Genomic DNA, 23310 nt, shown 5'->3' with positions numbered 1-23310 from the left:
TTACTTGCCCCAAAATTGGTAATCCATTCGGTTTTGTAATTTATAATTTGGTAATCCATTCATGAATGAAACTTTTGCACAGTTGTTCGAAGAATCTCTTCAGTTAGACCGTTTTCAAACCGGTGCTTTAATTATTGGTACGGTTGTAGGTATTGATAAAGAAACTGTTATGGTAGATGCAGGTATGAAATCTGAATCTGCTATTCCAAGAAAGCAGTTTGAAGATGCGCAAGGCAATTTAGAAGTTGCTGTAGGCGATGAAGTTGAAGTATGTTTAGAAGCATTAGAAGATGGTTATGGCGAAACTCGCCTATCACGTGAAAAAGCTAAACGTGCTAAAACTTGGGATCGTCTTGAAACCGCCGTTGAAGACAACGAAACTGTTATCGGTTTGGTCACAGGCAAGGTTAAGGGTGGTCTAACTGTTGATGTAGAAGGCGTTCGCGGCTTCTTACCTGGTTCTTTGGTTGACACGCGTCCTATTCGTGACTTTGGTTTCTTGGAAGGCAAGGAAGTTGAGTTAAAGCTAGTTAAGATCGACCGTAAGCGTAACAACGTTGTAGTGTCTCGTCGTGCTGTTATCGAACAGGAAAATAGCGTTGAACGTGAAGCATTGCTTGCAAATATGGACGAAGGTTCTGTGCTTAAAGGTATCGTTAAAAACCTTACTGACTATGGAGCGTTCATTGACTTGGGCGGCGTAGACGGTCTATTGCATATCACGGATATGGCATGGCGTCGTGTTAACCACCCATCTGAAATTGTACAGGTTGGTGACGAAATAGAAGTTCGCGTATTGAAGTTCGACAAAGAGCGTAACCGCGTTTCACTAGGCTTAAAGCAAATGGAAGCCGATCCTTGGTCTGATATGGTTGCTCGTTACCCAATCGGTTCAGAAACCGGTGGTAAAGTGGCTAACATTACTGATTACGGCGCATTTGTTGAAATTGAAGACGGTATCGAAGGTTTAGTACATACTTCTGAGTTGGATTGGACCAATCGCAACATTCACCCATCTAAAGTAGTTCATTTAGGTCAAGAGGTTCGCGTTAAAATTCTAGATGTAGATCAAGAGCGTCGTCGTATCTCTTTAAGCATTAAGCAGTGTACTGTTAATCCTTGGGAAAGCTTTGCAGCGACCCATAAAAAAGGTGACAAAATTGCAGGTAACATTAAGTCAATCACTGATTTTGGTATCTTTATTGGCCTAGATGGTGGTATTGATGGTTTGGTTCATTTGACTGACATTTCTTGGAATCAAAATGGCGAAGAAGCGATCCGTGACTTCAAAAAGGGTGATGAGTTAGAAACTGTTATTCTTTCAATTGATTCAGAAAGAGAGCGCATCTCTTTAGGTCTAAAACAACTTGAACAAGATCCTTTCTCACAATTCGTTGCTACCAATGGTAAGAATGCAATTGTTGAAGGTGTTGTTAAATCGGTTGATGACAAGGGTGCAGTTATTGATCTAGCTGAAGAAGTTGAAGGTTATCTACGTGCGTCTGAATTAAATGAAGATACACGTGATGCATCAAGTGTACTAAAAGTAGGCGATAAGGTTGAAGCGAAGATAACCAATATTGACCGTAAGAGCCGCAGTGTATCTTTGTCTGTTAAAGCGAAAGATAAACAAGAAGAAGCGGATGCTATCAAGGGATATACTTCAAGCCAAGATCAAGCTACTAACACGCTTGGTGACTTGTTGAAGGGTCAACTTTAAGTCTGACAATTTAATTAATCAGTGTTGTTAACTGTTTAATAGTTGGTCGTTCAGCCTCGATTTTTCGGGGCTGTTCTTCATAATTTGTGAGAACTTAAAGAGAAAAACAATGACCAAGTCGGAATTAATAGAACTTATAGCGAGAAAACAAACTCACTTACCGCAGAAAGATGTTGAAATCGCAGTAAATCAAATTCTTGAATCCATGATTGAATCGCTTGCTCACAATGATAGAATTGAAATACGAGGTTTTGGTAGTTTTTGTTTACATCATCGAAAGGCAAGGTTGGGTAGAAACCCAAAAACGGGCGAGGCAGTTTCTCTTGCAGAAAAGCGTGTGCCTCATTTCAAGCCAGGTAAAGCCTTACGTGAGCAGGTCGATGCCTCTAAAACAAAAACAGATATTCTGTGTTAAAGAAGGATTAAGTGATGGTAGGTAAGTTGCTTTCATTTGCTATGCTCATAGCATTTATAGTGTTGGGTGTCTTACTTGGTTCACTTAATTCAGTATTAGTGCCGTTTGATTATTATTTTTATCAGCGGCACCTTCCTTTATCAATTCTTTTAACAGTTTCATTTATTTCAGGCTTATTGTTAGCTGGTTTTTTCATTTTTACTCAGGTAATTCAGTTAAAGTGGCAAAATCGAAAATTAATGAAGCAGGTTAAAGTACATGCGAATGAAGTTATTGAATTAAAAAAATCGCTCCACAAAGAAGCTCGTGACTTAACTATAAAGCCATCGACGCAATCTCACGATATATTACCCTCTGAAAAACAATCATAAATTAGTTTCAAGCTAATTCATCCATCCTTAAGGAGATAAGCAAGATGCAATCAACACGCGTCATTGTTGCCTTGGATTATGCTAGTCAGAAAGATGCGCTCAATCTAATCAATCAGCTAGATCCTAATCAATGTAAATTAAAAATAGGCAAAGAGCTTTTTGCCATTGTTGGTCCCCAATTTGTTGAAACCTGTATTTCTAAGGGTTTTGATGTGTTTTTAGATCTTAAGTACCATGATATACCCAATACAGTAGCAATGGCTTGCAAGGCTGCGGCCAGCATGGGCGTTTGGATGGTAAATGTTCATGCTATGGGGGGGGCAAAAATGATGGCTGCGGCCAAAGAGGCCATTCTTAGTTCAAAGCATCAACCACTTTTAACAGCCGTAACGATACTAACAAGTTTTGACTCTGATCAACTGTCGGCTATTGGTATGCTTGGAACGATTGAAGAGAACGTGCTACGTTTAGCTAGGCTTGCAAAGAACTCAGGTGCTGATGGTGTAGTCTGCTCTGCGTTAGAAGCCTCAAGGCTTCGAATGACATTGGGCACAGGTTTTTGTTTGGTAACACCGGGTATTCGGCCAGCTGGATCAGCATTAAATGATCAGAGTAGAGTCATGACTCCCGCTGAAGCTATAAAAGCAGGCTCTGATTACTTGGTTATTGGGCGGCCAATCACCCAAGCAAAAGATCCTTTAGCAAGCTTAGTTGTTATAAATAAAAGTATCGGCTTATAATGCTTCTTGCAATTAGCATAGATATTCATTATAATCGCGAACTTTCATGTTGATTAAATTAACATGATTTCCTTGCCTTATCGTATCCGTTTATTTAAAAAAAACGATCTTGCGGAAGGTTCAGCTATAGATCCATAAGGAGAGACCATGCGTCATTATGAAGTAATTTTTTTAGTGCATCCTGATCAAAGCGAGCAGGTGCCAGCGATGGTTGAACGTTACCGTTCAATGATCGAACAAACTAACGGAACTATTCATCGTTTAGAAGATTGGGGTCGTCGTCAATTGGCTTATACGATTGATAAAGTACATAAAGCTCACTATATTTTAATGAATATTGAATGTAACCAAGATACGTTAAGTGAACTTGAGAATGCGTTCTATTACAACGATGCTGTGTTACGTAATATGGTGATTGCGCGTAAAGAAGCGGTTGTTGAGCCATCTGTCATGGCAGGTAGAAAAGATGAAAAATCTGATTCAGCTAACGCTAACGCGCACAATTAAGGAGAAGTAACATGGCGAAGAATTTTGGTCGCAAAAAATACTGCCGTTTTTCAGCAGAAAACGTTAAAGAAATTGATTACAAAGACCTAGACACGCTACGTGCCTATATTACCGAAACAGGTAAAATTGTGCCAAGTCGTATTACAGGTACAAGTGCTAAGTATCAGCGTCAGTTGGCTACTGCAATAAAGCGTGCCCGTGTGCTCGCTTTATTGCCTTATACTGATCAACATAATTAAGTTCCTGAAGGACTTAACATCATGATTGCTATTGCAAACTTTGTTATGAAAGGGCCGATGCAGGCTTATCTTTCTGCGATCGCATTTGCATTGTTGGCAATTTGGTTTACTCCAATCGGATTTTTAGCTGGTGCCATAATTGCGTTAGTCACACTAAGAGTCGGTGTTGTTGATGGTTTAAAAGTCATGGCTGCCGCCGCTTTTGTTCACATTGGTCTTTCTAGTTTATTGTCAGGTAGTTATTTAGCAGGCCTGGTAGTTATGCTGGAATTCATGTTGCCCGTGTGGATTTTAGCTTTGGTTTTACGGCAAACTAATTCATTGGGTACAACATTACAATTCGCTGGAATAATGGCTGCAGTAGGGCTTGTTATCGTCCATCTTTTGATTGGCGATATGCCTGGTTGGTGGATGAATTTATTTAACCAAGCCTTTAAGCCTGTTTTAGATCAAGCAGAGGTAGCCTATTCAATCGAAATGATTGAGCAGATGTCAAATGTAATGACGATGCTATTGGCGATGTTTGCGGTTGTACTTTGGTTTACTGTGCTGCTTGCTGGACGATGGTGGCAGGGTGAGTTGTATTACCCCGGTCAATTCCAGCAAGACTTTCATCAGATACGTTTGCCGCGTAATGTTGCTTATGCAACAGCCTTTATAGCGATTGCGAGTATATTCTTTAACGAATCTTCTGGTGGACTGCTTGGTGATTTGTTTGGGTTATTGACAGTGGTGTTAATGTTTCAAGGTTTGGCTATTGCTCATTTTTCTATACTTAAAAAAGAGATGAGTAACGGTTGGTTAGTTGGTTTATATATATTACTGGCTGTGTTTCCGCAGACCGTGTTAGTTTTATCGATCCTCGGCTTAGCTGATAATTTTATGGATTTTCGCAGTCGATGGATAGAAAGTAAATAGAGGTTTTTATGAACGTTATTCTGCTTGAGAAAGTACAAAATTTAGGTTCTTTGGGTGACCAAGTTACCGTTAAGTCAGGTTATGCTCGTAACTTTTTGATTCCACAAGGTAAGGCGAAGCCTGCTACAAAAGATAACGTGGCTGAGTTTGAAGCACGTCGTGCGGAATTAGAAAAGCAAGCAGTTGATGCGTTAGTTTCTGCACAGGCTGTGTATGAGAAAATGAATGGCATGGTTGTTACTGTTGAAGCAAGTGCTGGTGAAGAAGGCAAGCTTTTCGGTTCAATCGGTACGCAAGATATCGCGGATGCGCTTAAAGCATCTGGTTTTGATGTTGAGCGTCGTCATGTACGTTTACCTGAAGGGGCTTTACGTCATACGGGTACGTTTGAAATTGATGTTCAGCTACATGCTGATGTGGTTGCAGCGATCACTGTGGAAGTTAAAGCGGGTTAATTTATTCGTTTTTTTTCGCTATTAAGAACCCCTGTTTTTTGGGGTTCTTTTGTTTCTGATGTTTGTCATAAAACTGTCATACTTTGTTCATTCCACTGTTATGTTTGCCCAGCATAATTTGTTCTGAGTCATGCGATTGAATTTGAACATTCGCAATTTTAATCTCTCCTAAGGAGCACATTTTTATGCTAAACCGTAAACTACTTTCTGCATTAGGTTTTGCTGCGGCAACTCTCGCTGTTCAACCTGCTGTTGCTGCTGTTGATCCTACACTTCCTGATTATCAACGTGCGTCGGGTGTGTCGGGTAGCTTGACCTCTATTGGTTCTGACACTCTAAACAACCTAATGACCATGTGGGGTGAAGAGTTTAACCGTTTCTACCCTAACGTTAACTTCCAAGTTCAGGGTGCAGGTTCTTCAACAGCACCGCCCGCGATCACAGAAGGTACTGCTCAATTAGCTCCGATGAGCCGTGAAATGCGTGCGGGTGAAATTGCCGCGTTCGAACAACGTCACGGTTATGCACCAACAGCCATTGGTGTAGCGATTGATGCGTTAGCGGTGTTTGTTCATAAAGACAACCCCATCAAAGGCTTAACCATGCAGCAGGTTGATGCGATGTTCTCATCAACACGTTCTTGTGGTGCTTCACAAGATATCGATACTTGGGGTAAAGCTGGCTTAACGGGTGAATGGACTAACCGTTCAATTCAGTTATACGGACGTAACTCGGTATCAGGTACTTACGGTTACTTCAAAAACCGCGCACTTTGCCGTGGTGACTTTAAAAATTCCGTAAACGAACAACCCGGTTCTGCTTCAGTGGTTCAAGGGGTATCAGCGTCTATTAACGGTATTGGTTATTCGGGTGTCGGTTACCTAACGGCCAGCGTACGTTCTGTACCTTTAGCACAGCGTGCCGGTGATCCTTTCTACGACTCAACACCTGAAAATGCTGCAACAGGCCAGTATCCATTGGCACGCTTGTTGTATGTGTATGTTAACAACGCACCCAACAGAGCGATGGACCCAGCGACCAAAGAATTTATGACATTAGTACTGTCAAAGCAAGGTCAGCAGGTTGTATTGAATAACGGTTATGTTCCGCTTCCAAAAGCCGCAGCAGATCGTGAATTGAGAAAGTTACAATAATCTATTGTTAACTTGATAAAAAATCCCTCTTAGCGAGGGATTTTTTTTAAACATAAAAACTTCATAAAGCCTCATCCATCACTCGTTATAATATTCGTAATTTCAAATATTAACTTCATTATCTTGATATACAGGGGAGTAACACTAATGACAATTAGAATAGCCATTAATGGTTTTGGTCGAATGGGACGTTTGGCGATGCGCGAGGTCTGGGATTGGCCGGATATCGAAATCATCCATATCAATGAAATTGCCTGTGATGCCTATTCATCAGCGCATTTGGTGACCTTTGATTCAGCACATGGTCGCTGGTTCCAAGAAGTCTTTGGTGAAGGCGATGCAATTTATGTCGGCGACAAAAAAATTAGCTATTCAATGAATCAGGCGATTGAAGACACGGATTGGGCGAGTATGGATTTGGATTTGGTGATTGAATGTACTGGTAAATTTCGCACGGTTGAACAGGTTAGCGCCTATCTGGAGCGCGGCGTTAAACAGGTCGTGGTGGCCGCACCCATGAAAGAGGGGATTAAAAATATTGTCATGGGGATTAATGACCATATTTTTGAAGCCGGCAAAGACCCGATTATTACCGCTGCCTCTTGCACCACCAATTGCATTGCCCCAGTGATTAAAGTGATTCATGAACAGTTTGGTATTAAACATGGAATGATTACCACCATGCACAACATTACCAACACCCAAAAAGTGGTGGATCATGGCCATGCAGATTTACGCCGCGCACGTGCGAGTTTCCAATCATTAATCCCAACTACTACCGGTTCGGCCAGCGCCATAGGTACAATTTTCCCAGAGCTTAATGGCAAGCTCAATGGCATCGCAGTGCGGGTTCCATTTATGAATGCGTCGCTAACGGATTTGGTTTTGGAGCTGGATGTATCCACCACTAAAGACGAGGTGAATGCCAAGCTCAAAGCGGCCGCAGAAAGCTATTTGCAAGGCATTCTAGGCTACGAAGACCGTCCTTTAGTGTCGGCAGACTATGAAGGCGAAAAATGTTCTTCGGTGATCGATGCCCTATCGACAATGGTGGTAAATGGAACTCAGTTAAAAGTCTTGGCTTGGTATGACAATGAAATAGGTTATGTCGCACGAATGATGGAACTTGGCCGCAAAGCAGCCACACTTAATCAATCGGTTTAACAGAGAAAATGGCGATAAACCCTATTAAACAATACGCGCTGATTACCGGCAACTACTGGGCGTTTACGGTGACCGATGGCGCCTTAAGGATGCTCGTGGTGTTATATTTCTGGCAGTTAGGCTACAGTCCGCTGGAAATTGCGTTGCTGTTTTTGTTTTATGAGTTTTTTGGGCTAGTCACTAACCTGGTCGGTGGCTGGCTTGGCGCGCGCTGGGGGTTGAATATCACCATGAATCTTGGGCTGGGCTTACAGGTCTTCGCGCTGATGATGTTGACTGTTCCGCCCGAATGGTTGGGAGTGGTGTATGTGATGTTTGCACAAGCTCTGTCGGGTATTGCCAAGGACCTCAATAAAATGAGCGCCAAAAGTGCGATTAAAAACCTCGCATCAGATAGCTCCGGGCAGCTGTATCGCTGGGTAAGTTTGCTCACAGGCTCAAAAAACGCGCTCAAGGGTGTGGGGTTTTTTGTTGGCGCGGTGTTATTGGCGTGGATTGGTTTTGCCAATGCGATGATGGTGATGAGTGGGGTGCTTGCTAGCGCTTTATTACTCTGCATTATTATGCTGGATGGTTCACTCGGCAAAGCGAAAAACAAGCCGAAGTTTAATGAGATGTTTTCCAAAAACCCACAGATTAACTGGCTGTCCACCGCGCGCTTTTTTTTGTTTGGTGCGCGTGATGTTTGGTTTGTGGTCGCCTTGCCGGTTTTTTTAGTCGGAGTGCTGGAATGGGATCACACCTACGTAGGTGCATTTATGGCGCTATGGGTGATAGGTTATGGCATAGTTCAAGCCCTATCGCCAAAAATAACCGGTTTAAAATCCGGCGCCAACCCAACAGGGCGAACGGCTAGCGTGCTTGGGTTTGTGTTAGCCGGTGTGCCGTTTGCGATGGCGATGAGTTTAAGCATTGACCCACAAACTGTGTTAATTGTCGGCCTAAGCCTGTTTGGTGTGTTGTTTGCTCTTAATTCAGCGGTGCACTCGTATTTGATTGTGTCGATTGCCAGCACCGATGGCACCTCAAAAGATGTCGGCTTTTACTACATGGCGAACGCCGCAGGCCGCTTAGTTGGTACCTTGTTATCCGGTTATGTTTATCAAGAGTGGGGCATGGAAGCCTGTTTATACTTCTCAGCAGGTTTTATTTTATTAGCCGCGCTGTTAGTGATTAAAATGGAACCGAAAAAAGCGACTGCTTGATCGTCGTTATTTGATATGAAGTAAGTAAAGCCCAAATAGCAACCAGGCCTGGTTGTAATTGGGCTTTTTTTATTGCCTTAGTCTCTTGTCATATTTCTGTTATTTTTCTGTCCAATATCTTTAAGGAAACCTTAACAAAACATCCCTGTCGAGGCGTTAAAGTGTGCGTGTGTTTAATTAACGCGTTTACTTTTATAAAAGACAAAGGGAAAACCAAATGAAAAAAAATGTACTTGCTTTAGCGATTGGCGCGGCAATGACCGCTGCTTATGTTCCAGCCATGGCAGAAATGAAGGTTTCAGGCCGCGCACATATGTCTGTGGATCACATGGATAATGGTGATGCTTCAAAAGTGGATCTATCAAGTAACTCTTCACGTATTCGTTTTGCTGGTTCAAAAAATATTACTGAAGGCCTGCAAGGTTTTGTTCAATTAGAGCAACAGATTGATTTTGATCGTCGTGCTGAAGATAGTTCTGGCACGCGTGGGAATACTTTTGTAACTAGAGACACCTTTTTTGGTTTAAAAGGTGATTTTGGTACTGTTCGCTTAGGTTTCTTTGACACTCCAACTAAAAAAGTAAGAAGCTTTACTGATATGTTTGGTGACCGTGTGGGTGATGCGCGTAACATGACTAAAGGTACTTTTGACCAGCGTTTCCATAACAGTATCCATTATCAAACGCCAGCTATGTCAGGCTTGACGTTCGATATTCAATACTCAACTGACAACCGTGCTAAATCTGATGATCAAGTTGCAACAACCGGAGAACGTGATTCGGTTTCAACATCTTTAACCTTCAAATCGGGTGATTTAACCGCTATGGTAGCTTATGAAGCACAGGGCGGTGATAATGTTAAAGACAGGACTGCAGTGCGTCTAGGGGCTACCTATAATGTAGCGAAGGGCTTCCAAGTCGCAGCATTCTTTGAAGATGCTGATAAAAACTCAAACGATAATACTGTCTTTGGCTTAGGTACTTATTATGATTTAACTCCAGAATACCGTTTACGCGCTCAATATTATGTTGCGGGTGAGTCAAGCGCTAAAAATGATGGTGCTTCAATGGCTGCGGTAGGTATTGATCGTCGTTTTGGTCGTGATTTGACACTCTATGCTATGTATGCGGCGACTTCAAACGATTCAGGTGCTAGCTTCCTTGTAACTGGCGGTGGTCATGGTTCTCAGATGAACCCTTTTGAACCCGGTAAAAACGTGAGTGCTATCTCTTTAGGTGCGATTTACAACTTCTAATCGCCCCGTGTCTTCTTAGTTAGTTTCGTACCTCCTCGTTAAAAATGGTACTTACCCCGCAAACCCTGCGGGGTTTTTTTATTTGTAATGGTCATTTAGGTTTAACAAATCCTTCATACCGTTTTTCTAACCCTCTCTACACTTAATACATCCGGTTGTTTAGACCAAAATATAACACACCTCCAACAACTAGTTTAAATGGTGAAACCCTTGTTCAGATTTTTCAAGGTCAGCCTATCTCAACCCCCCCCAAGCCATTTCACTGGTGCAAAACCCGGCCGAGTCTTACGAGCCTAACAACCGCTTACGCCTGAGCTTTAATCAAGCGATTGAAACCCTAAAAAACTTGCAACTTGCAGGTCGAACTATTGGCATTATTTGACATGTTCAAGCATTGAAAGAGCAAATGCAGTTGCGCATTGATGTGCAGCCTAGTGCACAAGGCAGTTCAGTAAAGTTGGTCATCCAGTAGGTGATAACTAATCAGTAGGTGGGGGATATAGATAATAAAAAACCGCCCAAAATGGCGGTTTTTTATTATACAACTGAGAGAGGGGATAAGCTTAGAAAACGTCGCCAGTTGCGCCTTTTTCCATCATTTCCCACATAGCTTCACGAATAGCCATGGTTAATTCTTTTAACTCTTCAGGCATTTTTTTGCCCATTTTGATCATCATGTCCATGTTCATTGTATAAAGGTGTAAGCCATCTTCTTGTTCAACAATGGTGACACGACAAGGTAAAAACGCACCCATCGCTGGGCTAAAATCAATCATCTTGCGAGCGGTAGCTGGGTTACAGTAAGAAACAACATGGATGACACCGGATTCAACACCACGTGCATTAAGTTCTTCTGATAATGGAAGATGACCAACATCCATTAAGCCAGGTGCGTTCATCGCGACGTTATCTAATGCATCAAGGATATCTTGAAGTTCAACACCCTCTTCGACTTTTCGGTGCCAAACCACTGCCCATCCGATATCGCCTTCGCTTTCAACCCAGCGATCCCAGATTTCATTAAACGTACCCCAAGCGCCTTCTTCAAGGTTTCCAGCTGCCTTCATCGTTCCGCAGCCAGACATTAAGGCAATGATACCGGCAAGGAAGCCGACTTTAAGCATAGTGATGGTTTTCATTAGTGACCCTCTGTATTTAGATTTATGGATAAACAAAGCACATTTTGTACAATTTGTAAGTTCATGACCTAGATTACTCTTCTATTGCTCAAAAGAGAAAATCATTTTTTTTGGTCGTGAATAACAAAAATTTATTAGAACTTGTTAATGCTCTAATATTATAAAACCTTAATATAGCATAAAACCAAGCGTTTCGAGTGTTTGATTAAGGCGCTTATTAGATGTTTTTTTCAGTTTGTGCTGCGCCCATTCTCGGCGAATTGGGTAGTGACGTCGATGGGATTCAAATTGCGCGTGAACCTGCTCAATACGCTGCGATCTGATCGCTTGGTCATCAAGGCGTAGATCATAGGTTTGTTTAAAAATATGGGCTAAAGCCTGCTGTTCATTATCTATTTTGGGGTGTTGAAGTGCTAAAGGCGCGTCAGGTAAGTGGTGTTGCCAAGCGGTTTGTGGCGTGATGTTCCAAAATGCACAAAGCTGGCGATAAACCATTTCACTCCCCGCGACTTTAGCTTCAAGCGAGTGGCCAGCGATATGAGCGGTGGCGATATCCGCTTTGTAATAAAGTGCTGGGTTGATAAAGGGTTCACCTTGCCAGCAATCAATAATATTGGCCAAGTTTTTTAAGCCCAACCAGGCCTGCTCATCAATAATTCCACCGCGTGCAGCATTAATCAGCAGTGCATCAGGCTTAATCAAAGTCATATTATGTTTGTTTAGGAGTTGGTAGCTCGGATGATCACCCTCTTGAGTTAGCGGTGTGTGCAAGCTGACAATATCTGCTGTAGCCAAAAGATGGTCGAGTGAACAAAACCCAGCCTCACCTTCTGTTCGTGCGCGGGGTGGGTCGTTGAGCAGCGTCTTAATACCTAGGGCATCGGCTTTTTGCTTTAAAAGCTTGCCGACATGACCGACACCAACGATTCCAAGTGTTTTATCGGCCAGTGTCCATTGTTTATGTTCAGCCATATCAAAAAGGCCGTTAATGACATATTCCGCGACAGAATTCGCATTACAGCCTTGGGCTGAGTAAAAATGAATGCCTTGTTCAGCTAACCAGGCCTGGTCTATATGATCTAGCCCAACAACGCTGCTGCCTACAAATTGCACAGTGCTGTTTTTAAGTAGCTCGGCATTAACTTGAGTGCGTGAGCGCACGATTAAGGCATCAGCGTGTTTTAGATGTTCGGCGTTAATGTCTCGACCAGGCAGCCGAGTGATCTGACCTAAATGGCTAAAAATTGCGTCGGCATAGGGAATGGCATCATCAATAACCAGTTTTTTTTGTGGCATACTAAGCGTTCCTTTTTAGGTTGATAGGATAGGCGATGTTTCAAAAAACGCAAGCGACTTTAATTGATGGTCCTGCAGGTCAGATAGAATGTCGAGTTGGTCAGCTAGCTAAGGGGGGAACACCGCCAGGCCTGGTGGTTTTATGTCACCCGCACCCTTTGTATGACGGTTCAATGAATAATAAAGTGGTGACGACCATGGAGAAGGCTTTTTCTCAGGCGGGATGGCAGACCTTGGCCTTTAACTTTAGGGGAGTCGGTCAGAGTGAAGGATTTTATGATCATGGTAAGGGTGAGCAGCAGGATTTGGCCGCTGTCGTCAATTGGGCACAGGGATACTTTGGTGATCTTCCTTTAGGTTTGGCGGGGTTTTCATTCGGTAGCTATATTGGTTTATTGCAGGCTAAGTTATTGGATGCTCAATTATTAGTGACTGTAGCGCCTCCTGTTAATTTATATGATTTCAAAGAAATAGAACTACCTTCTAGAGTTAAATGGAGCTTAATTCAAGGTGGTCAAGATGAAGTGGTTCCTGCTTATAAGGTGGCAAATTGGATGCGAGGTATTCAGCCACGACCGGATGTGTATTGGCGTGAATCGGCCGGACATTTTTTTCATGGTGAGTTAGTTTGGTTAAAGAAAATGCTTAGTGTGGTGATTTCTTAATGATGGTTATAATTGAAAACTAGAATATAAGGCTTTTCTAATTTATAATATAAGGCTTTTCTTATATTTTAATATGTTTGTTATGCTGTAGAAGAACAGCTATATTCTAATCATCTAAAAAGAATGTGTAAAAATCCCTTTTTTAACTTTACAGGATGGCTCAATGAAACTTAAAACTTTGGTGCTGGCAATGTCCTTCACGCTACCAGGCCTGGTTATGGCGCAAACCGTTGATTTTAAAACCAGTGTTGAAACAACCCTGTCGCAAAACCCGCAACGAGATATTACGGCAGCACAAATAGACCAGGCCAGGGCGGCGTTTGATCAAGCGAAGTTAAGTCGTATGCCTCAATTTACGCTATCGGTTACCGGTTCCCATTCTAACAACGCGCTAAATGTGTTTGGTATGAAATTACAGCAGCGTCAGGCAACGTTTACTGATTTTGGTTTTGCTGAGGCACCAGGACCCGGTTCATCTTCAACCTTTGATACTAAGCCGCGTGATCTTAATAAGCCAGGCAGTCATAATGACTTAAACACCCGTATAGAGATGTTACTGCCGATCTACAATGGTGGCAAAATTGCAGGCTATCAACAACAAGCCACTGCGATGTTACATGCCGCGCAGCAGGGTGACCAGGCTGTACAGCAAATGTTGACCTATTTTGTCTATGAAGCCTATGAAGGGGTGCATGGCGCGCGTTCATTTATTCAAGTCGCCGAGCAAGCATTGGTCGCAGCGGATGCCTATGTAAATACGACGAAGAATCTTGTACGCCAAGGTGTTGTTGTCAGATCTGAGTTACTTAGCGCACAAGCGCACCATGCTGAAATGGAGCTAATGTTTGAACAGGCTAAAAACCAGGAATTATTAGCGCTTGATGGTTTGCGAACCTTGATGGGCTTGAATGCTGATGCGCCGCTGGATGTGGCAGAGCGGGTGTCGATTGATTTACCTAATTTAACGTTGGATCAGATGATCCAATTGGCGATTGATGCTAATCCAAAATTAATCGCTATGCGCCATCAAACTCAAGCCAGCCAAGCAGCCGTTCGGGTTGCCAAGTCCGATGCTATGCCAAGTTTTAACTTAATGGCGCGTTCCGATTGGAACGATGAATCCATTGGCTTCAGTGCTCATTCTTACACACTAGCCGCTGTTGCTTCATGGAAGATTAGTGACTTTGGTCTAACCGATCGCGCGGTTGATCAAGCCAATGCCTTCGTACGTGAACAACAGGCAAGGGTTCATGCTGAAGAGCAAAAGGTGCGGATGGGTTTGCTTCAAGCTTGGCGAGAGTATCAAAATGCATTGAAAAAAGTCGAGTCAAGTCAGGCTGCGGTTGATTATGCCTCAGAGGCGCAATCTTTAATCGCACGTCGTTATGAAACGGGGGTCGCGACTATGACAGAGGTGTTAGCAGGACAAACCCAGCTTGACAAAGCTCGCGCTGAGTTGGTGGCTGCACAGTTAAGTGTCAATATGCAAAAAGCACAATTACTTTTGGCTACGGGCCGCATGCAGTTAAACCATATCTAATTCGGTTCTAAAATCAAGGATAACAGCATTATGAAAGTTACAAGTAAACTAATTAGCCTGAGCGTATTAACTATTGCGCTGGGTTTAACGGGTTGTTTTTCGGACCAAATCGCAACGGATGCTCCGCAGTATCAAGTGGCAGAGCATGAGGTTAGCGTCGCGCCAGTGAATCTTGGTACGGTTCCCTTAGTCGCCAGTGTGCCGGGTTCGGTTGTGCCCGATCAGCAGGCACGGATTGCGTCGCGTTTAATGGGTTATATTCGCAGTATCCCGGTTGAGGTGGGGCATCACATCAAGCGCGGTGATTTATTGTTTGAAATTGACCCGCAGGATATTCAAAGTCAGATTTCTCAAGCTCGCGCCGTTTACCAACAGGCGCAAGCCGCTTTGGAAAACGCAAAAGCGGATTTTGATCGCTTTTCTCAATTGTTAAAAGAAGAGTCTGTATCACGCCAGCAGTTTGATGGTATCCGTTTACAGTATAGCGTGGCGCAAGAGAATCTAGCCGCCGCTAAAGCTGGGTTAGATCAAGCTGAGTTCCAGCTTAATTATGCCAATGTGCGCGCGCCATTTGATGGTGTTATTGTACAGAAAATGGCGGTAGCAGGTGATTTGGCTGTGCCAGGTAACCCTGTTGTAGTGATTGAGAATTTGCGCTCCTTGAGTGTACAAACCGAAGTGTCTCAAGACTTATTTGCGGTGTTAAAAGTGGGTGATACCGCACAGATTTTGGTGGACGGTGTGGCCTATCAAATGACAGGTGAAATTTATTCATTAGTAGCCGCTGCCAATCCGCGTACGCGTGGGCATACCACTAAGCTCAGCTTGCCAGAAGTGAATAATGTTAATTCAGGTACCTTCGCACGCATTAGTTTTGTGCGCGGTGAGCGCCAAGCGATTTTGTTACCCGCCGAGGCGTTAGTCACCCGTGCCGGCATACAGGGTGTGTTTGTGGTCGGTGCCGATAATCTTGTCAGTTTTAGAATGGTGCGCATTGGCGAAAAGCTCAATGGTCATTTTGAGGTGCAGGCTGGGTTGGATGTTGGCGAGCAAGTTGTGGTGAGTAATAATCAAACCTTGGTAAATGGCGATCGGGTGATCTTTAATGCGTCGAGCACAGGAGCTTAATAATGAGCACACGAGCGCATGAAGATCAAGATTTAAAACTTAATATGGCGGGCAAAATCGCCCAGATGTTTATTCATTCCAAAATCACGATGATGATTATGATCGCGATTATGTTGGCGGGGATATTAGCGCTTTATGTGACACCGCGTGAATATAACCCACAAATTGTGGTGCCAGCCGCCAATATAATGGTGCCTAAGGCAGGGGCAACACCAGAAGAAGTCAACAATATGGTGGTTAAACCCTTAGAAGCGATAATGAATGCGCTTCCGGGGGTGGAGAATACCTTTGGTTATGCCACGAGTGACTTTGGTGTCGTCACCGTGCAGTTTAAGGTCGGTGAGAACCAGGTCGATAGCTTGGTAAAAGTCTATAACCAGGTCATGCAGAATATGGATCGCATGCCACCGGCCACCCAGCAGCCTATTATTAAACCGATAAACGTGGACGATGTACCGATAATGACCTTAACGCTCACCTCTGAGCGAATGGACGGATTTGACTTACGTGATGTCAGTTTGAAGCTGGTGGAACAATTGCGCAATGTGCCTGGTGTGTCCTTTACCGATGTGGTGGGTGGGCATAAGCGCGCGGTGAATGTCTGGTTAGATTCGCAAAGAATTGCGATGACAGGGCTGTCATTGGATGATATTAGTGACATGTTGCTAGGTTCAAACGTGTCTTTACCTGTGGGTAGCTTGGTTTCTAACAACCAAACTACCCAAGTTCGTGTCAATGGCTATTTGGGTAACGCCGATGAAGTGGGTTCGATTATTATTGGTGCGGATAAGGGGCAGCCGATTTTCTTACGTGACATAGCACGTATTGTCGATGGCCCGCTTGAAGAAGAAATTCATACGCGTATCGGTTTTGGCCCTGCGGCACAAGCGAGTAAGCGTGGAGAATTTCCTGCGGTCACTATCTCGATTGCCAAAAAACCTGGAACCAATGCCGTGCATGTATCCAATGCGGTGCTGAAAAAGCTTGAAGAGTTAAAAGTATCCATGCTCCCCGCTGATATTGAGGTGGTTGTGACCCGCGACGATGGTGAGATGGCGGATAAAGCGGTTAATCAACTGGTGGATAGCTTAATTGTCGCCATTGTGGCGGTCGTGATTATTTTGATGTTCTCGTTGGGTTGGCGTGAAGCGGCGATTGTTACTTTGACGGTGCCATTGATTTTGTTTGTGGTGTTGATTGTTGGTTTGATATTTGGTCAAACCTTGAACCGGATTACGCTGTTTGCATTGATCTTGTCGTTAGGTTTGCTGGTGGATGCCGCGATTGTGGTTATTGAGAATATTCACCGGCATATTAAAGACGGTTGCGATCCTAAAAACCTAGATAGTTTGTTGGTGCGTGCAACTAATGAAATTGGGAACCCAACTAATGTCGCGACCTTAGCGGTTATTTTGGCGTTTATTCCGATGTTATTTGTAACCGGCATGATGGGACCGTTTATGGCGCCGATTCCATTTAACGTGCCGATTGCGATGATTGCCTCTTTGCTGATTGCTTATATGTTGGTACCTTATGCGGCTTACCGCTGGTTGGGTAAACGTGCCTTTGCCAAAATGGAGCAAACCGAGAGCCTTGAAAACCCGCATCCGCAAAAAGAAGATTGGTTACAACGGGGTTATGCCAAAATCATTATTCCAATGATTGATAGTCGCACCAAACGTAATATCTTTTTAGGTGTTGTGCTAATCAGTTTGTTTGCGGCGATGGTTCAACCTGCCTTGCAGTTTGTGCGTGAGGATGGCATGAATAATCCGCTTCACCCAATGGGGGTGGAGGTTAAAATGCTACCGTTCGATAACACCAATACCTTTTTGGTACAGGTAGATATGCCCACAGGTACAGCTACCGAAGCAACGGATCGCGTGGTGCGGTTTGTGGGTGATATTCTGTCAAAGACACCTTATGTTACCGACTATAGTGTGTACGTGGGTATGCCCGCACCGATTGATTTTGCCGCCTTGGTTAGAGGGGACTTAATTAAGCAGGGGTCTAACTTTGCGCAGATTCGGGTGAATTTGTTGGAAAAAGAAGCGCGTAGTTTAAGTTCGCATGAAGTTGCCCAGCAGTTGCATCAAACCCTCGCGCTGGTTCGCCAAGACTTTCCGCAAGCGAAGGTGAAGATTTATGAAACGCCACCTGGGCCACCGGTAAGTGCACAGATTTTAGCGGAATTGTATGGCCCTGATTATGACAAGTTGCGTGAAGCGGCGAATGAAATTAAGGCTAAGTTTGAACAGATTTATGGCATGATTAATGTGGATAACTCAGTAACTGATGATGTAACCAGTTATGAGATTAATATTGACCGTGAAAAAGCAAACTTGTTAGGCATTGCGCCTGCTGCGGTTAGCAAAATGTTGCGTGATTATATCAGTGGCTATGCATTAGGTTATATGCATCTGGATAATGTGCGCGAGCCGGTTAATATCGTGGTGCGTTTACCGCGTTCAGAGCGCAGTGTGCCAGAGCAGTTGTTAACCTTACGTATCAATTCTTTTTCAGGCGATGCGGTGCCCTTGTCAGCGATTGCAACGATTGAAAAGCGGATGCAGGCTAAACCTATTATGGGGCGCGATCAGCACTCAATGACGATGGTTAGTGGTGAGCTTTTACGCTCAAGTCCGGTTTATGCGGTGTTGTCACTTGATAAAATGATTGATAATGTGACCTTGCCTGAATCAGGCGTCACTTTTCAAACTGCTAACCTTGGATTTTTGGAAGCACAACCCAAAGATGTGACCGATTACACCCTATTATGGGGTGGTGAAATGCGTTTAACCTTAGATGTGTTCCGTGATATGGGGAGTGCGTTTATCGTCGCGTTGGTATTAATCTATTTGATTCTAGTAGGTTATTATCGCTCATTTATGGTGCCCTTTATTGTCATGGGGGCGATTCCGCTAACCATGATTGGGGTGTTCCCAGGGCATTGGTTATTAGACCAAGCCTTTACCGCGACCTCAATGATCGGGGTGATCGCACTCGCCGGCATTGTGGTGCGCAACTCCTTGTTGTTAATCGACTTTATTATCGAATACCGACGAGAGGGGATTCCATTACGTGATGCGGTTATTGAAGCCGGTAAGGTGCGCTCAAAAGCCATTATCTTAACCGCCTTGACAATTATCTTTGCCTCTATCGTGATGATCCCTGATCCTGTATTTGGTGGTTTGGCTATTTCCTTAATCTTTGGTGTGATCTCATCAACCATTTTGACGCTGTTTGTCATTCCGTTGATGTACTTTATTTGGCAAACTTATTTCCCATCCGATCCGGATGAGGAAGACAAGCCAAGACTGGTTAAAGAGCTTGAAGCCGCTAAAATATAAACGCTTTTAGTCTAAAATCGAAACCCCGCTTTGCGGGGTTTTTTTAATGATAAATTGGAAGGCTTTTATGCTATTTAACCAAGCGTTAGACACGTTTTTATCTCATCTCTATTTATCAGAAGGTTTAAGCGCCAACACGCGTTCAGCTTATAAAACCGATCTCAAACAGTTTGCTAACTATTTTGGCGGTTTAGATAACCAGGCCTGGTTATCAGTGAGTCGTGATGATTTACAAGTCTTTATCACTCAATTACAGGATATTAAGCGTTCTGATCGTTCGATAGCGCGGATGGTGTCGTCGTTAAAGCGATTCTATGGCTTTGCGATTGACCAGGTCTGGTTAACAATTAATCCCTGTGATTTAGTTAAAACGCCTAAGGTTAGGGCGTCGATTCCTTCTGTGTTGAGTGAGAAGCAAATACTTGATTTATTGAATGCGCCGGACACGCAAACCGATTTGGGTTTACGTGATCGGGCGATTCTTGAGTTGATGTATGCGACGGGCTTGCGCGTATCAGAGGTGGTTAACCTGCCTTTATCCCAATTGAACCTGTCAGCGGGCTTGGTAATGGTCACAGGGAAGGGTAATAAGGACCGCATAGTCCCCTTGGGTGAATACGCCACCGAGTGGATAACGAGCTATTTAAAGATAGCACGGCCTAATCTTGTTGGTGAGAGATGGTTGGAAACGCTGTTTGTTTCTCGCATAGGCCGCACGATGACACGACAAACATTGTGGCATCGTATCCATAATCTTGCGCAAATAGCGGGCATCACTGGTAAACTATCGCCTCATGGTTTACGTCATGCATTCGCAACGCATTTGATTAATCATGGTGCCGACTTACGAACGGTGCAATTGTTGTTGGGGCATAGCGATTTATCGACTACCCAGATTTATACCCATGTAGCCAAAGAGCGCTTAAAAAGTCTGCATCAGCAACACCATCCGCGTGGCTAAACAACTTGAATAAAACAATTAGGAAATCCAATGTATAAACAATTAGTAAAAACCCTAGTACCAGGCCTGGTTGCAGCCAGCCTTAGTTTTAATGCGTTTGCTGATGAAACAGTAGCGAAAATTCAACAAAAACTCAATCAAGTGATTCCCTCTGCACCGAGTGCGCAAATCACCAAAAGCCAAGTGGAGGGGTTATATCAGGTAGTTTTGGGTCCAAATGTTATTTACATTACAGCAGATGCAAAATATTTATTTAATGGCAATTTAATTGATTTGGACACGCGTGATAATCTAACAGAAATGGCTAAAGACCAGGCACGTATAAACGCGTTGGCTGAGATTGATCCAGCAACTATGATTAGTTTTAAAGCCAAGGGAGAGGAAAAAAGAACGATTACCGTCTTTACCGATATTGACTGTCCATTTTGCAAACGATTCCACAGTGAAGTGGAAGAACTCAATAAAAATGGCATTACGGTGCGTTATTTAGCCTTTCCACGTTCAGGACCTAATACACCTAGTTATAACAAAATGGTATCCATTTGGTGCGATAAAGACCCTGTTAAAGCGATGGATGATGCTAAGAAGGGGTTAGATCCTAAAACGCTGCGTTGTGAAAACCCGGTTCAAATGCATATGATGCATGCACAGGAGTTTGGAATAACGGGCACACCAACCATGATTGTAGATGACGGTTCGATGATTCCAGGTTATGTTGAAGCTAAAGAGCTGATTCCTGCACTACTTGCACGTTAGTTTGAAATCAACTCATGGATGTTAAAACCCCAGCTTAGAGCTGGGGTTTTAGTTTTAGTTTAAGAATTGATAGATATTTAACTACCTATAATACCGCCATCTTCTTTTGTAATAACAACTGTTGATGAGCGTCCATAGTTGTTGCCGCCAAAAGGCCAGTTACCTTTTCCAGCGATCGTTCCTGCCGCAAAGTCATCGGCTGATACAGTGGCTCCTGGGTGTTGCACACTAATAAACATAGTGGTTTGGTCGGGTGTGGTAATCACGCCGGTTATTTCTTGCCCAAGAGGCCCGGTTAAGAAACGACGCACTTCACCAGTAAAAGGGCAGGCGGCTAACATTGAGTTATTCCCCATCATTGAATAGACTGGGTTGGTGTTCATAACAGACTCACTCTGATCAGTTTGAATCCAAATACGGCTATCATTATCAATCCATAAACCATCTGGTGAGCTGAACATATTGGCATCGGTAAGCGGATTACCAGCTCCGTCGGTACCTGCTGTTAATCCACCAGAGTTATCACCAGCCATTAAGAATATATCCCATGCAAAAGTGGTGGCTGTTGGATTGTTACCGTTTTCAGTCCAGCGAATAATGTGTCCATGTGGATTAGGCCCACGAGGGTTGGCTTTATCTACATTTTCATTGGTGCGACTGGTATTGTTTGTTAAAGTGAAATAAACTTGGCGGGTAGTTGGATCTACCGCACCCCACTCAGGACGATCCATCTTGGTCGCACCGAGTACATCAGCGGCCAAACGCGTATTCATCAATACATCTGCTTGGCTTTGAAAGCTATTTAAGTCAGGGTTTTCGCCTTGATTTATTGGTTGTGAAACCAGTGGGCCTACACCATAAACAAGTGGTAGCCACTCACCTGAACCATCATCATTAAATTTTGCAACATACAAAGTACCACTATCTAACAGGTGACCTCCAGCTGTGGCTTTGAAATAGGGTTGTGCTGAAACAAACTTATAAATATATTCGTTTCTTGCATCATCGCCTGAATAAAGGACAATCGGCTCCCCTTCGTTCGGTGTGTGGAATACAACGCCTTCATGAGCAAAACGGCCTAGATGGGTGCGCTTAACGGGGGTGCTGTTTGGGTCGAAAGGATCAATTTCTACTATCCAGCCAAAGCAGTTGGATTCATTGCGATAATCTTGTTGAGCTGTTTGTGCTTTGGGCGTGACGTCAAATCTAGAGTAGGCCTCGTTAGGATCGGTATCAGCAAGTTCCCAACCATATCGAGATTGTGCTCCAGTACCCACACCATAGCGCGCTTGTTCACGTGGGCGATCTGCACCATTTCTAAAATAACCTGCCCAGTTTTCTTCAGCGGCTAAATAGGTGTTCCAGGGAGTCACACCGTGTGCGCAATTATTAATGGTGCCGCGCGTCATAGTGCCATCAGGACTGTATTTAGTTTTAACAAAATCCGTACCTCTAACTGGGCCAGAAATCTGCATCGGTGTCAGTGCGCTAACACGACGGTTTCTTGAATCAGCCACCACTTTCCATTCACCACTATGCTGCTGGCGTTGCACACGAGCAATCGATACGCCATGACCATGCATTTCGGTTAAGACTTCATCGGCCACACGTCTTACATTGCCTTCGGTGTTAATGTAAGTAGGAACTTGGCTTCTCGTTAAGCTCTGACCTACGGCCGAAGCGTGCATATAGCGTGGCTCAACATATTCATGGTTTATGACCAGTAAGCCGTCTGTGGAGCTTCCTTGGTAAGGGTCTTGACCTTCAATAGGGTAAAAGTGTGTACCATCATGATGAGAGCCGATAGCATCGCCTTGCTGGGTACCGGTTAGAGGCAGGTCGTAAATTATGTCTGGGTTGCTAATTGATTGTCCCCAAGGCGCAAGATATTGCCATTTATAACCGTTAGGCACAACCACTGTATCAAGTTCGCTGACGGGTATACTGTTAAATCCAAGTAAGTTTGGGTTAGCGGGTGTTGCAGCCGTGCCAGAGCTTGAAGATTCAAATACATTACAGCCAGATAGACCCGATCCAAATAAGCCTAACATTGCAGCACTTAGTCCCCCTTTAAGAGCCGCGCGACGGCTCATTCGCCGGTCAAGAACATCCCCAAAATGATCGTTTTTTGACAGGTTACTGAGTTGTTCATCACCCTCACCATGGTCAAAAGACGGACCAGTGGTATTCTTTTTCATCGAATTATTGCTCATTTTTTAGTCTCCAATCTTGTTATTCAGTAGGTTGATACAACAATTAAAAGATACATTGTAAAAATGACAAAATGATTATAGCTAGATGAAGCTTATCTTACTAAAGGAAGGCGGCATAG

General features: G+C 43.7%; 21 protein-coding genes. 18 read left to right on the top strand and 3 right to left on the bottom strand.

Annotation, left to right across the window (positions count from 1 at the left end; all coding sequences use genetic code 11):
* The first annotated feature begins 61 nt into the window (after nt 1–61).
* The 12 genes from rpsA (at nt 62) to P8S55_RS10260 (ending at nt 10143) form a co-directional block, all read left to right on the top strand.
* Complete coding sequence (gene rpsA, locus P8S55_RS10315; RefSeq protein WP_289224123.1) at nt 62–1720, top strand: 30S ribosomal protein S1; 1659 nt, start codon at nt 62–64, stop codon at nt 1718–1720.
* 109 nt (nt 1721–1829) lie between these two features.
* On the top strand, nt 1830–2135 hold the full coding sequence (locus P8S55_RS10310; protein WP_289224122.1) for an integration host factor subunit beta: 306 nt from the start codon (nt 1830–1832) through the stop codon (nt 2133–2135).
* Between the two features lie 14 nt (nt 2136–2149).
* A complete protein-coding gene (locus P8S55_RS10305) occupies nt 2150–2506 on the top strand; it encodes a LapA family protein (protein ID WP_289225334.1) in 357 nt (118 codons plus the stop codon).
* Between the two features lie 44 nt (nt 2507–2550).
* Nucleotides 2551–3246 carry an orotidine-5'-phosphate decarboxylase gene (pyrF, locus tag P8S55_RS10300; protein ID WP_289224121.1) on the top strand — a complete coding sequence of 232 codons (696 nt, stop codon included), beginning with the start codon at nt 2551–2553 and terminating at the stop codon, nt 3244–3246.
* Nucleotides 3247–3393: 147 nt separating this feature from the next.
* Nucleotides 3394–3753 (top strand): 30S ribosomal protein S6, encoded by a 360-nt coding sequence (gene rpsF, locus P8S55_RS10295; RefSeq protein WP_289224120.1) that lies wholly within the window; start codon nt 3394–3396, stop codon nt 3751–3753.
* A gap of 11 nt (nt 3754–3764) precedes the next feature.
* Entirely contained in the window at nt 3765–3992 is a 228-nt protein-coding gene (gene rpsR / locus P8S55_RS10290) for a 30S ribosomal protein S18 (protein WP_289224119.1), read from the top strand.
* A 21-nt stretch (nt 3993–4013) separates the two neighbouring features.
* A complete protein-coding gene (locus P8S55_RS10285) occupies nt 4014–4910 on the top strand; it encodes a DUF2232 domain-containing protein (protein ID WP_289224118.1) in 897 nt (298 codons plus the stop codon).
* Nucleotides 4911–4918: 8 nt separating this feature from the next.
* Nucleotides 4919–5365 carry a 50S ribosomal protein L9 gene (gene rplI, locus P8S55_RS10280; protein ID WP_289224117.1) on the top strand — a complete coding sequence of 149 codons (447 nt, stop codon included), beginning with the start codon at nt 4919–4921 and terminating at the stop codon, nt 5363–5365.
* A gap of 185 nt (nt 5366–5550) precedes the next feature.
* Nucleotides 5551–6519 (top strand): PstS family phosphate ABC transporter substrate-binding protein, encoded by a 969-nt coding sequence (locus P8S55_RS10275; RefSeq protein ID WP_289224116.1) that lies wholly within the window; start codon nt 5551–5553, stop codon nt 6517–6519.
* 147 nt (nt 6520–6666) lie between these two features.
* Entirely contained in the window at nt 6667–7683 is a 1017-nt protein-coding gene (locus P8S55_RS10270) for an ArsJ-associated glyceraldehyde-3-phosphate dehydrogenase (RefSeq protein WP_289224115.1), read from the top strand.
* Nucleotides 7684–7691: 8 nt separating this feature from the next.
* Entirely contained in the window at nt 7692–8888 is a 1197-nt protein-coding gene (gene arsJ, locus P8S55_RS10265) for an organoarsenical effux MFS transporter ArsJ (protein ID WP_503010327.1), read from the top strand.
* Nucleotides 8889–9105: 217 nt separating this feature from the next.
* The gene (locus tag P8S55_RS10260; protein ID WP_289224114.1) at nt 9106–10143 is read left to right on the top strand and encodes a porin; all 1038 of its coding nucleotides are present in this window, start codon (nt 9106–9108) and stop codon (nt 10141–10143) included.
* A gap of 563 nt (nt 10144–10706) precedes the next feature.
* On the opposite strand, the gene P8S55_RS10255 is transcribed toward P8S55_RS10260, so the two are convergent.
* Complete coding sequence (locus P8S55_RS10255) at nt 10707–11282, bottom strand: DUF302 domain-containing protein (RefSeq protein ID WP_289224113.1); 576 nt, start codon at nt 11280–11282, stop codon at nt 10707–10709.
* A 168-nt stretch (nt 11283–11450) separates the two neighbouring features.
* Nucleotides 11451–12578: a 4-phosphoerythronate dehydrogenase gene (locus tag P8S55_RS10250; protein ID WP_289224112.1), complete on the bottom strand. Its 1128-nt coding sequence runs from the start codon at nt 12576–12578 to the stop codon at nt 11451–11453.
* Between the two features lie 35 nt (nt 12579–12613).
* On the opposite strand from P8S55_RS10250, the gene P8S55_RS10245 reads away from it, so the two are divergent.
* From P8S55_RS10245 to P8S55_RS10220, 6 genes are all read left to right on the top strand, one after another.
* Nucleotides 12614–13243: an alpha/beta hydrolase gene (locus P8S55_RS10245; RefSeq protein WP_289224111.1), complete on the top strand. Its 630-nt coding sequence runs from the start codon at nt 12614–12616 to the stop codon at nt 13241–13243.
* Between the two features lie 163 nt (nt 13244–13406).
* A complete protein-coding gene (locus P8S55_RS10240) occupies nt 13407–14783 on the top strand; it encodes a TolC family protein (protein ID WP_289224110.1) in 1377 nt (458 codons plus the stop codon).
* Nucleotides 14784–14813: 30 nt separating this feature from the next.
* Entirely contained in the window at nt 14814–15911 is a 1098-nt protein-coding gene (locus P8S55_RS10235) for an efflux RND transporter periplasmic adaptor subunit (RefSeq protein WP_289224109.1), read from the top strand.
* Nucleotides 15912–15913: 2 nt separating this feature from the next.
* Nucleotides 15914–19261 (top strand): efflux RND transporter permease subunit, encoded by a 3348-nt coding sequence (locus P8S55_RS10230; protein WP_289224108.1) that lies wholly within the window; start codon nt 15914–15916, stop codon nt 19259–19261.
* A gap of 67 nt (nt 19262–19328) precedes the next feature.
* Nucleotides 19329–20222 carry a site-specific tyrosine recombinase XerD gene (xerD, locus tag P8S55_RS10225; protein ID WP_289224107.1) on the top strand — a complete coding sequence of 298 codons (894 nt, stop codon included), beginning with the start codon at nt 19329–19331 and terminating at the stop codon, nt 20220–20222.
* Nucleotides 20223–20252: 30 nt separating this feature from the next.
* The gene (locus tag P8S55_RS10220; protein WP_289224106.1) at nt 20253–20978 is read left to right on the top strand and encodes a DsbC family protein; all 726 of its coding nucleotides are present in this window, start codon (nt 20253–20255) and stop codon (nt 20976–20978) included.
* A 77-nt stretch (nt 20979–21055) separates the two neighbouring features.
* Here P8S55_RS10220 and P8S55_RS10215 read toward each other — a convergent pair whose 3' ends face one another.
* Nucleotides 21056–23191 (bottom strand): PhoX family protein, encoded by a 2136-nt coding sequence (locus P8S55_RS10215; protein ID WP_289224105.1) that lies wholly within the window; start codon nt 23189–23191, stop codon nt 21056–21058.
* Nucleotides 23192–23310: the final 119 nt, after the last annotated feature.

This window comes from Thiomicrospira sp. R3, assembly GCF_029581415.1.
In the GTDB taxonomy this organism is placed as follows: Bacteria; Pseudomonadota; Gammaproteobacteria; order Thiomicrospirales; family Thiomicrospiraceae; genus Thiomicrospira.
Note: the sequence above shows the minus strand (reverse complement) of the source record. Positions and strands in the feature narration are given on the sequence as shown.

Bases quoted from the DNA above. Each gene is read 5' to 3' on its own strand.
- pyrF (WP_289224121.1), top strand. From the start codon at position 2,551: ATGCAATCAACACGCGTCATTGTTGCCTTGGATTATGCTAGTCAGAAA.
- P8S55_RS10220 (WP_289224106.1), top strand. From the start codon at position 20,253: ATGTATAAACAATTAGTAAAAACCCTAGTACCAGGCCTGGTTGCAGCC.
- rpsA (WP_289224123.1), top strand. From the start codon at position 62: ATGAATGAAACTTTTGCACAGTTGTTCGAAGAATCTCTTCAGTTAGAC.
- P8S55_RS10305 (WP_289225334.1), top strand. From the start codon at position 2,150: ATGGTAGGTAAGTTGCTTTCATTTGCTATGCTCATAGCATTTATAGTG.
- P8S55_RS10245 (WP_289224111.1), top strand. From the start codon at position 12,614: ATGTTTCAAAAAACGCAAGCGACTTTAATTGATGGTCCTGCAGGTCAG.
- P8S55_RS10250 (WP_289224112.1), bottom strand. From the start codon at position 12,578: ATGCCACAAAAAAAACTGGTTATTGATGATGCCATTCCCTATGCCGAC.
- P8S55_RS10285 (WP_289224118.1), top strand. From the start codon at position 4,014: ATGATTGCTATTGCAAACTTTGTTATGAAAGGGCCGATGCAGGCTTAT.
- P8S55_RS10230 (WP_289224108.1), top strand. From the start codon at position 15,914: ATGAGCACACGAGCGCATGAAGATCAAGATTTAAAACTTAATATGGCG.
- rplI (WP_289224117.1), top strand. From the start codon at position 4,919: ATGAACGTTATTCTGCTTGAGAAAGTACAAAATTTAGGTTCTTTGGGT.
- P8S55_RS10260 (WP_289224114.1), top strand. From the start codon at position 9,106: ATGAAAAAAAATGTACTTGCTTTAGCGATTGGCGCGGCAATGACCGCT.
- xerD (WP_289224107.1), top strand. From the start codon at position 19,329: ATGCTATTTAACCAAGCGTTAGACACGTTTTTATCTCATCTCTATTTA.
- P8S55_RS10215 (WP_289224105.1), bottom strand. From the start codon at position 23,191: ATGAGCAATAATTCGATGAAAAAGAATACCACTGGTCCGTCTTTTGAC.
- P8S55_RS10235 (WP_289224109.1), top strand. From the start codon at position 14,814: ATGAAAGTTACAAGTAAACTAATTAGCCTGAGCGTATTAACTATTGCG.
- P8S55_RS10310 (WP_289224122.1), top strand. From the start codon at position 1,830: ATGACCAAGTCGGAATTAATAGAACTTATAGCGAGAAAACAAACTCAC.
- P8S55_RS10255 (WP_289224113.1), bottom strand. From the start codon at position 11,282: ATGAAAACCATCACTATGCTTAAAGTCGGCTTCCTTGCCGGTATCATT.
- arsJ (WP_503010327.1), top strand. From the start codon at position 7,692: ATGGCGATAAACCCTATTAAACAATACGCGCTGATTACCGGCAACTAC.
- rpsR (WP_289224119.1), top strand. From the start codon at position 3,765: ATGGCGAAGAATTTTGGTCGCAAAAAATACTGCCGTTTTTCAGCAGAA.
- rpsF (WP_289224120.1), top strand. From the start codon at position 3,394: ATGCGTCATTATGAAGTAATTTTTTTAGTGCATCCTGATCAAAGCGAG.
- P8S55_RS10240 (WP_289224110.1), top strand. From the start codon at position 13,407: ATGAAACTTAAAACTTTGGTGCTGGCAATGTCCTTCACGCTACCAGGC.
- P8S55_RS10270 (WP_289224115.1), top strand. From the start codon at position 6,667: ATGACAATTAGAATAGCCATTAATGGTTTTGGTCGAATGGGACGTTTG.
- P8S55_RS10275 (WP_289224116.1), top strand. From the start codon at position 5,551: ATGCTAAACCGTAAACTACTTTCTGCATTAGGTTTTGCTGCGGCAACT.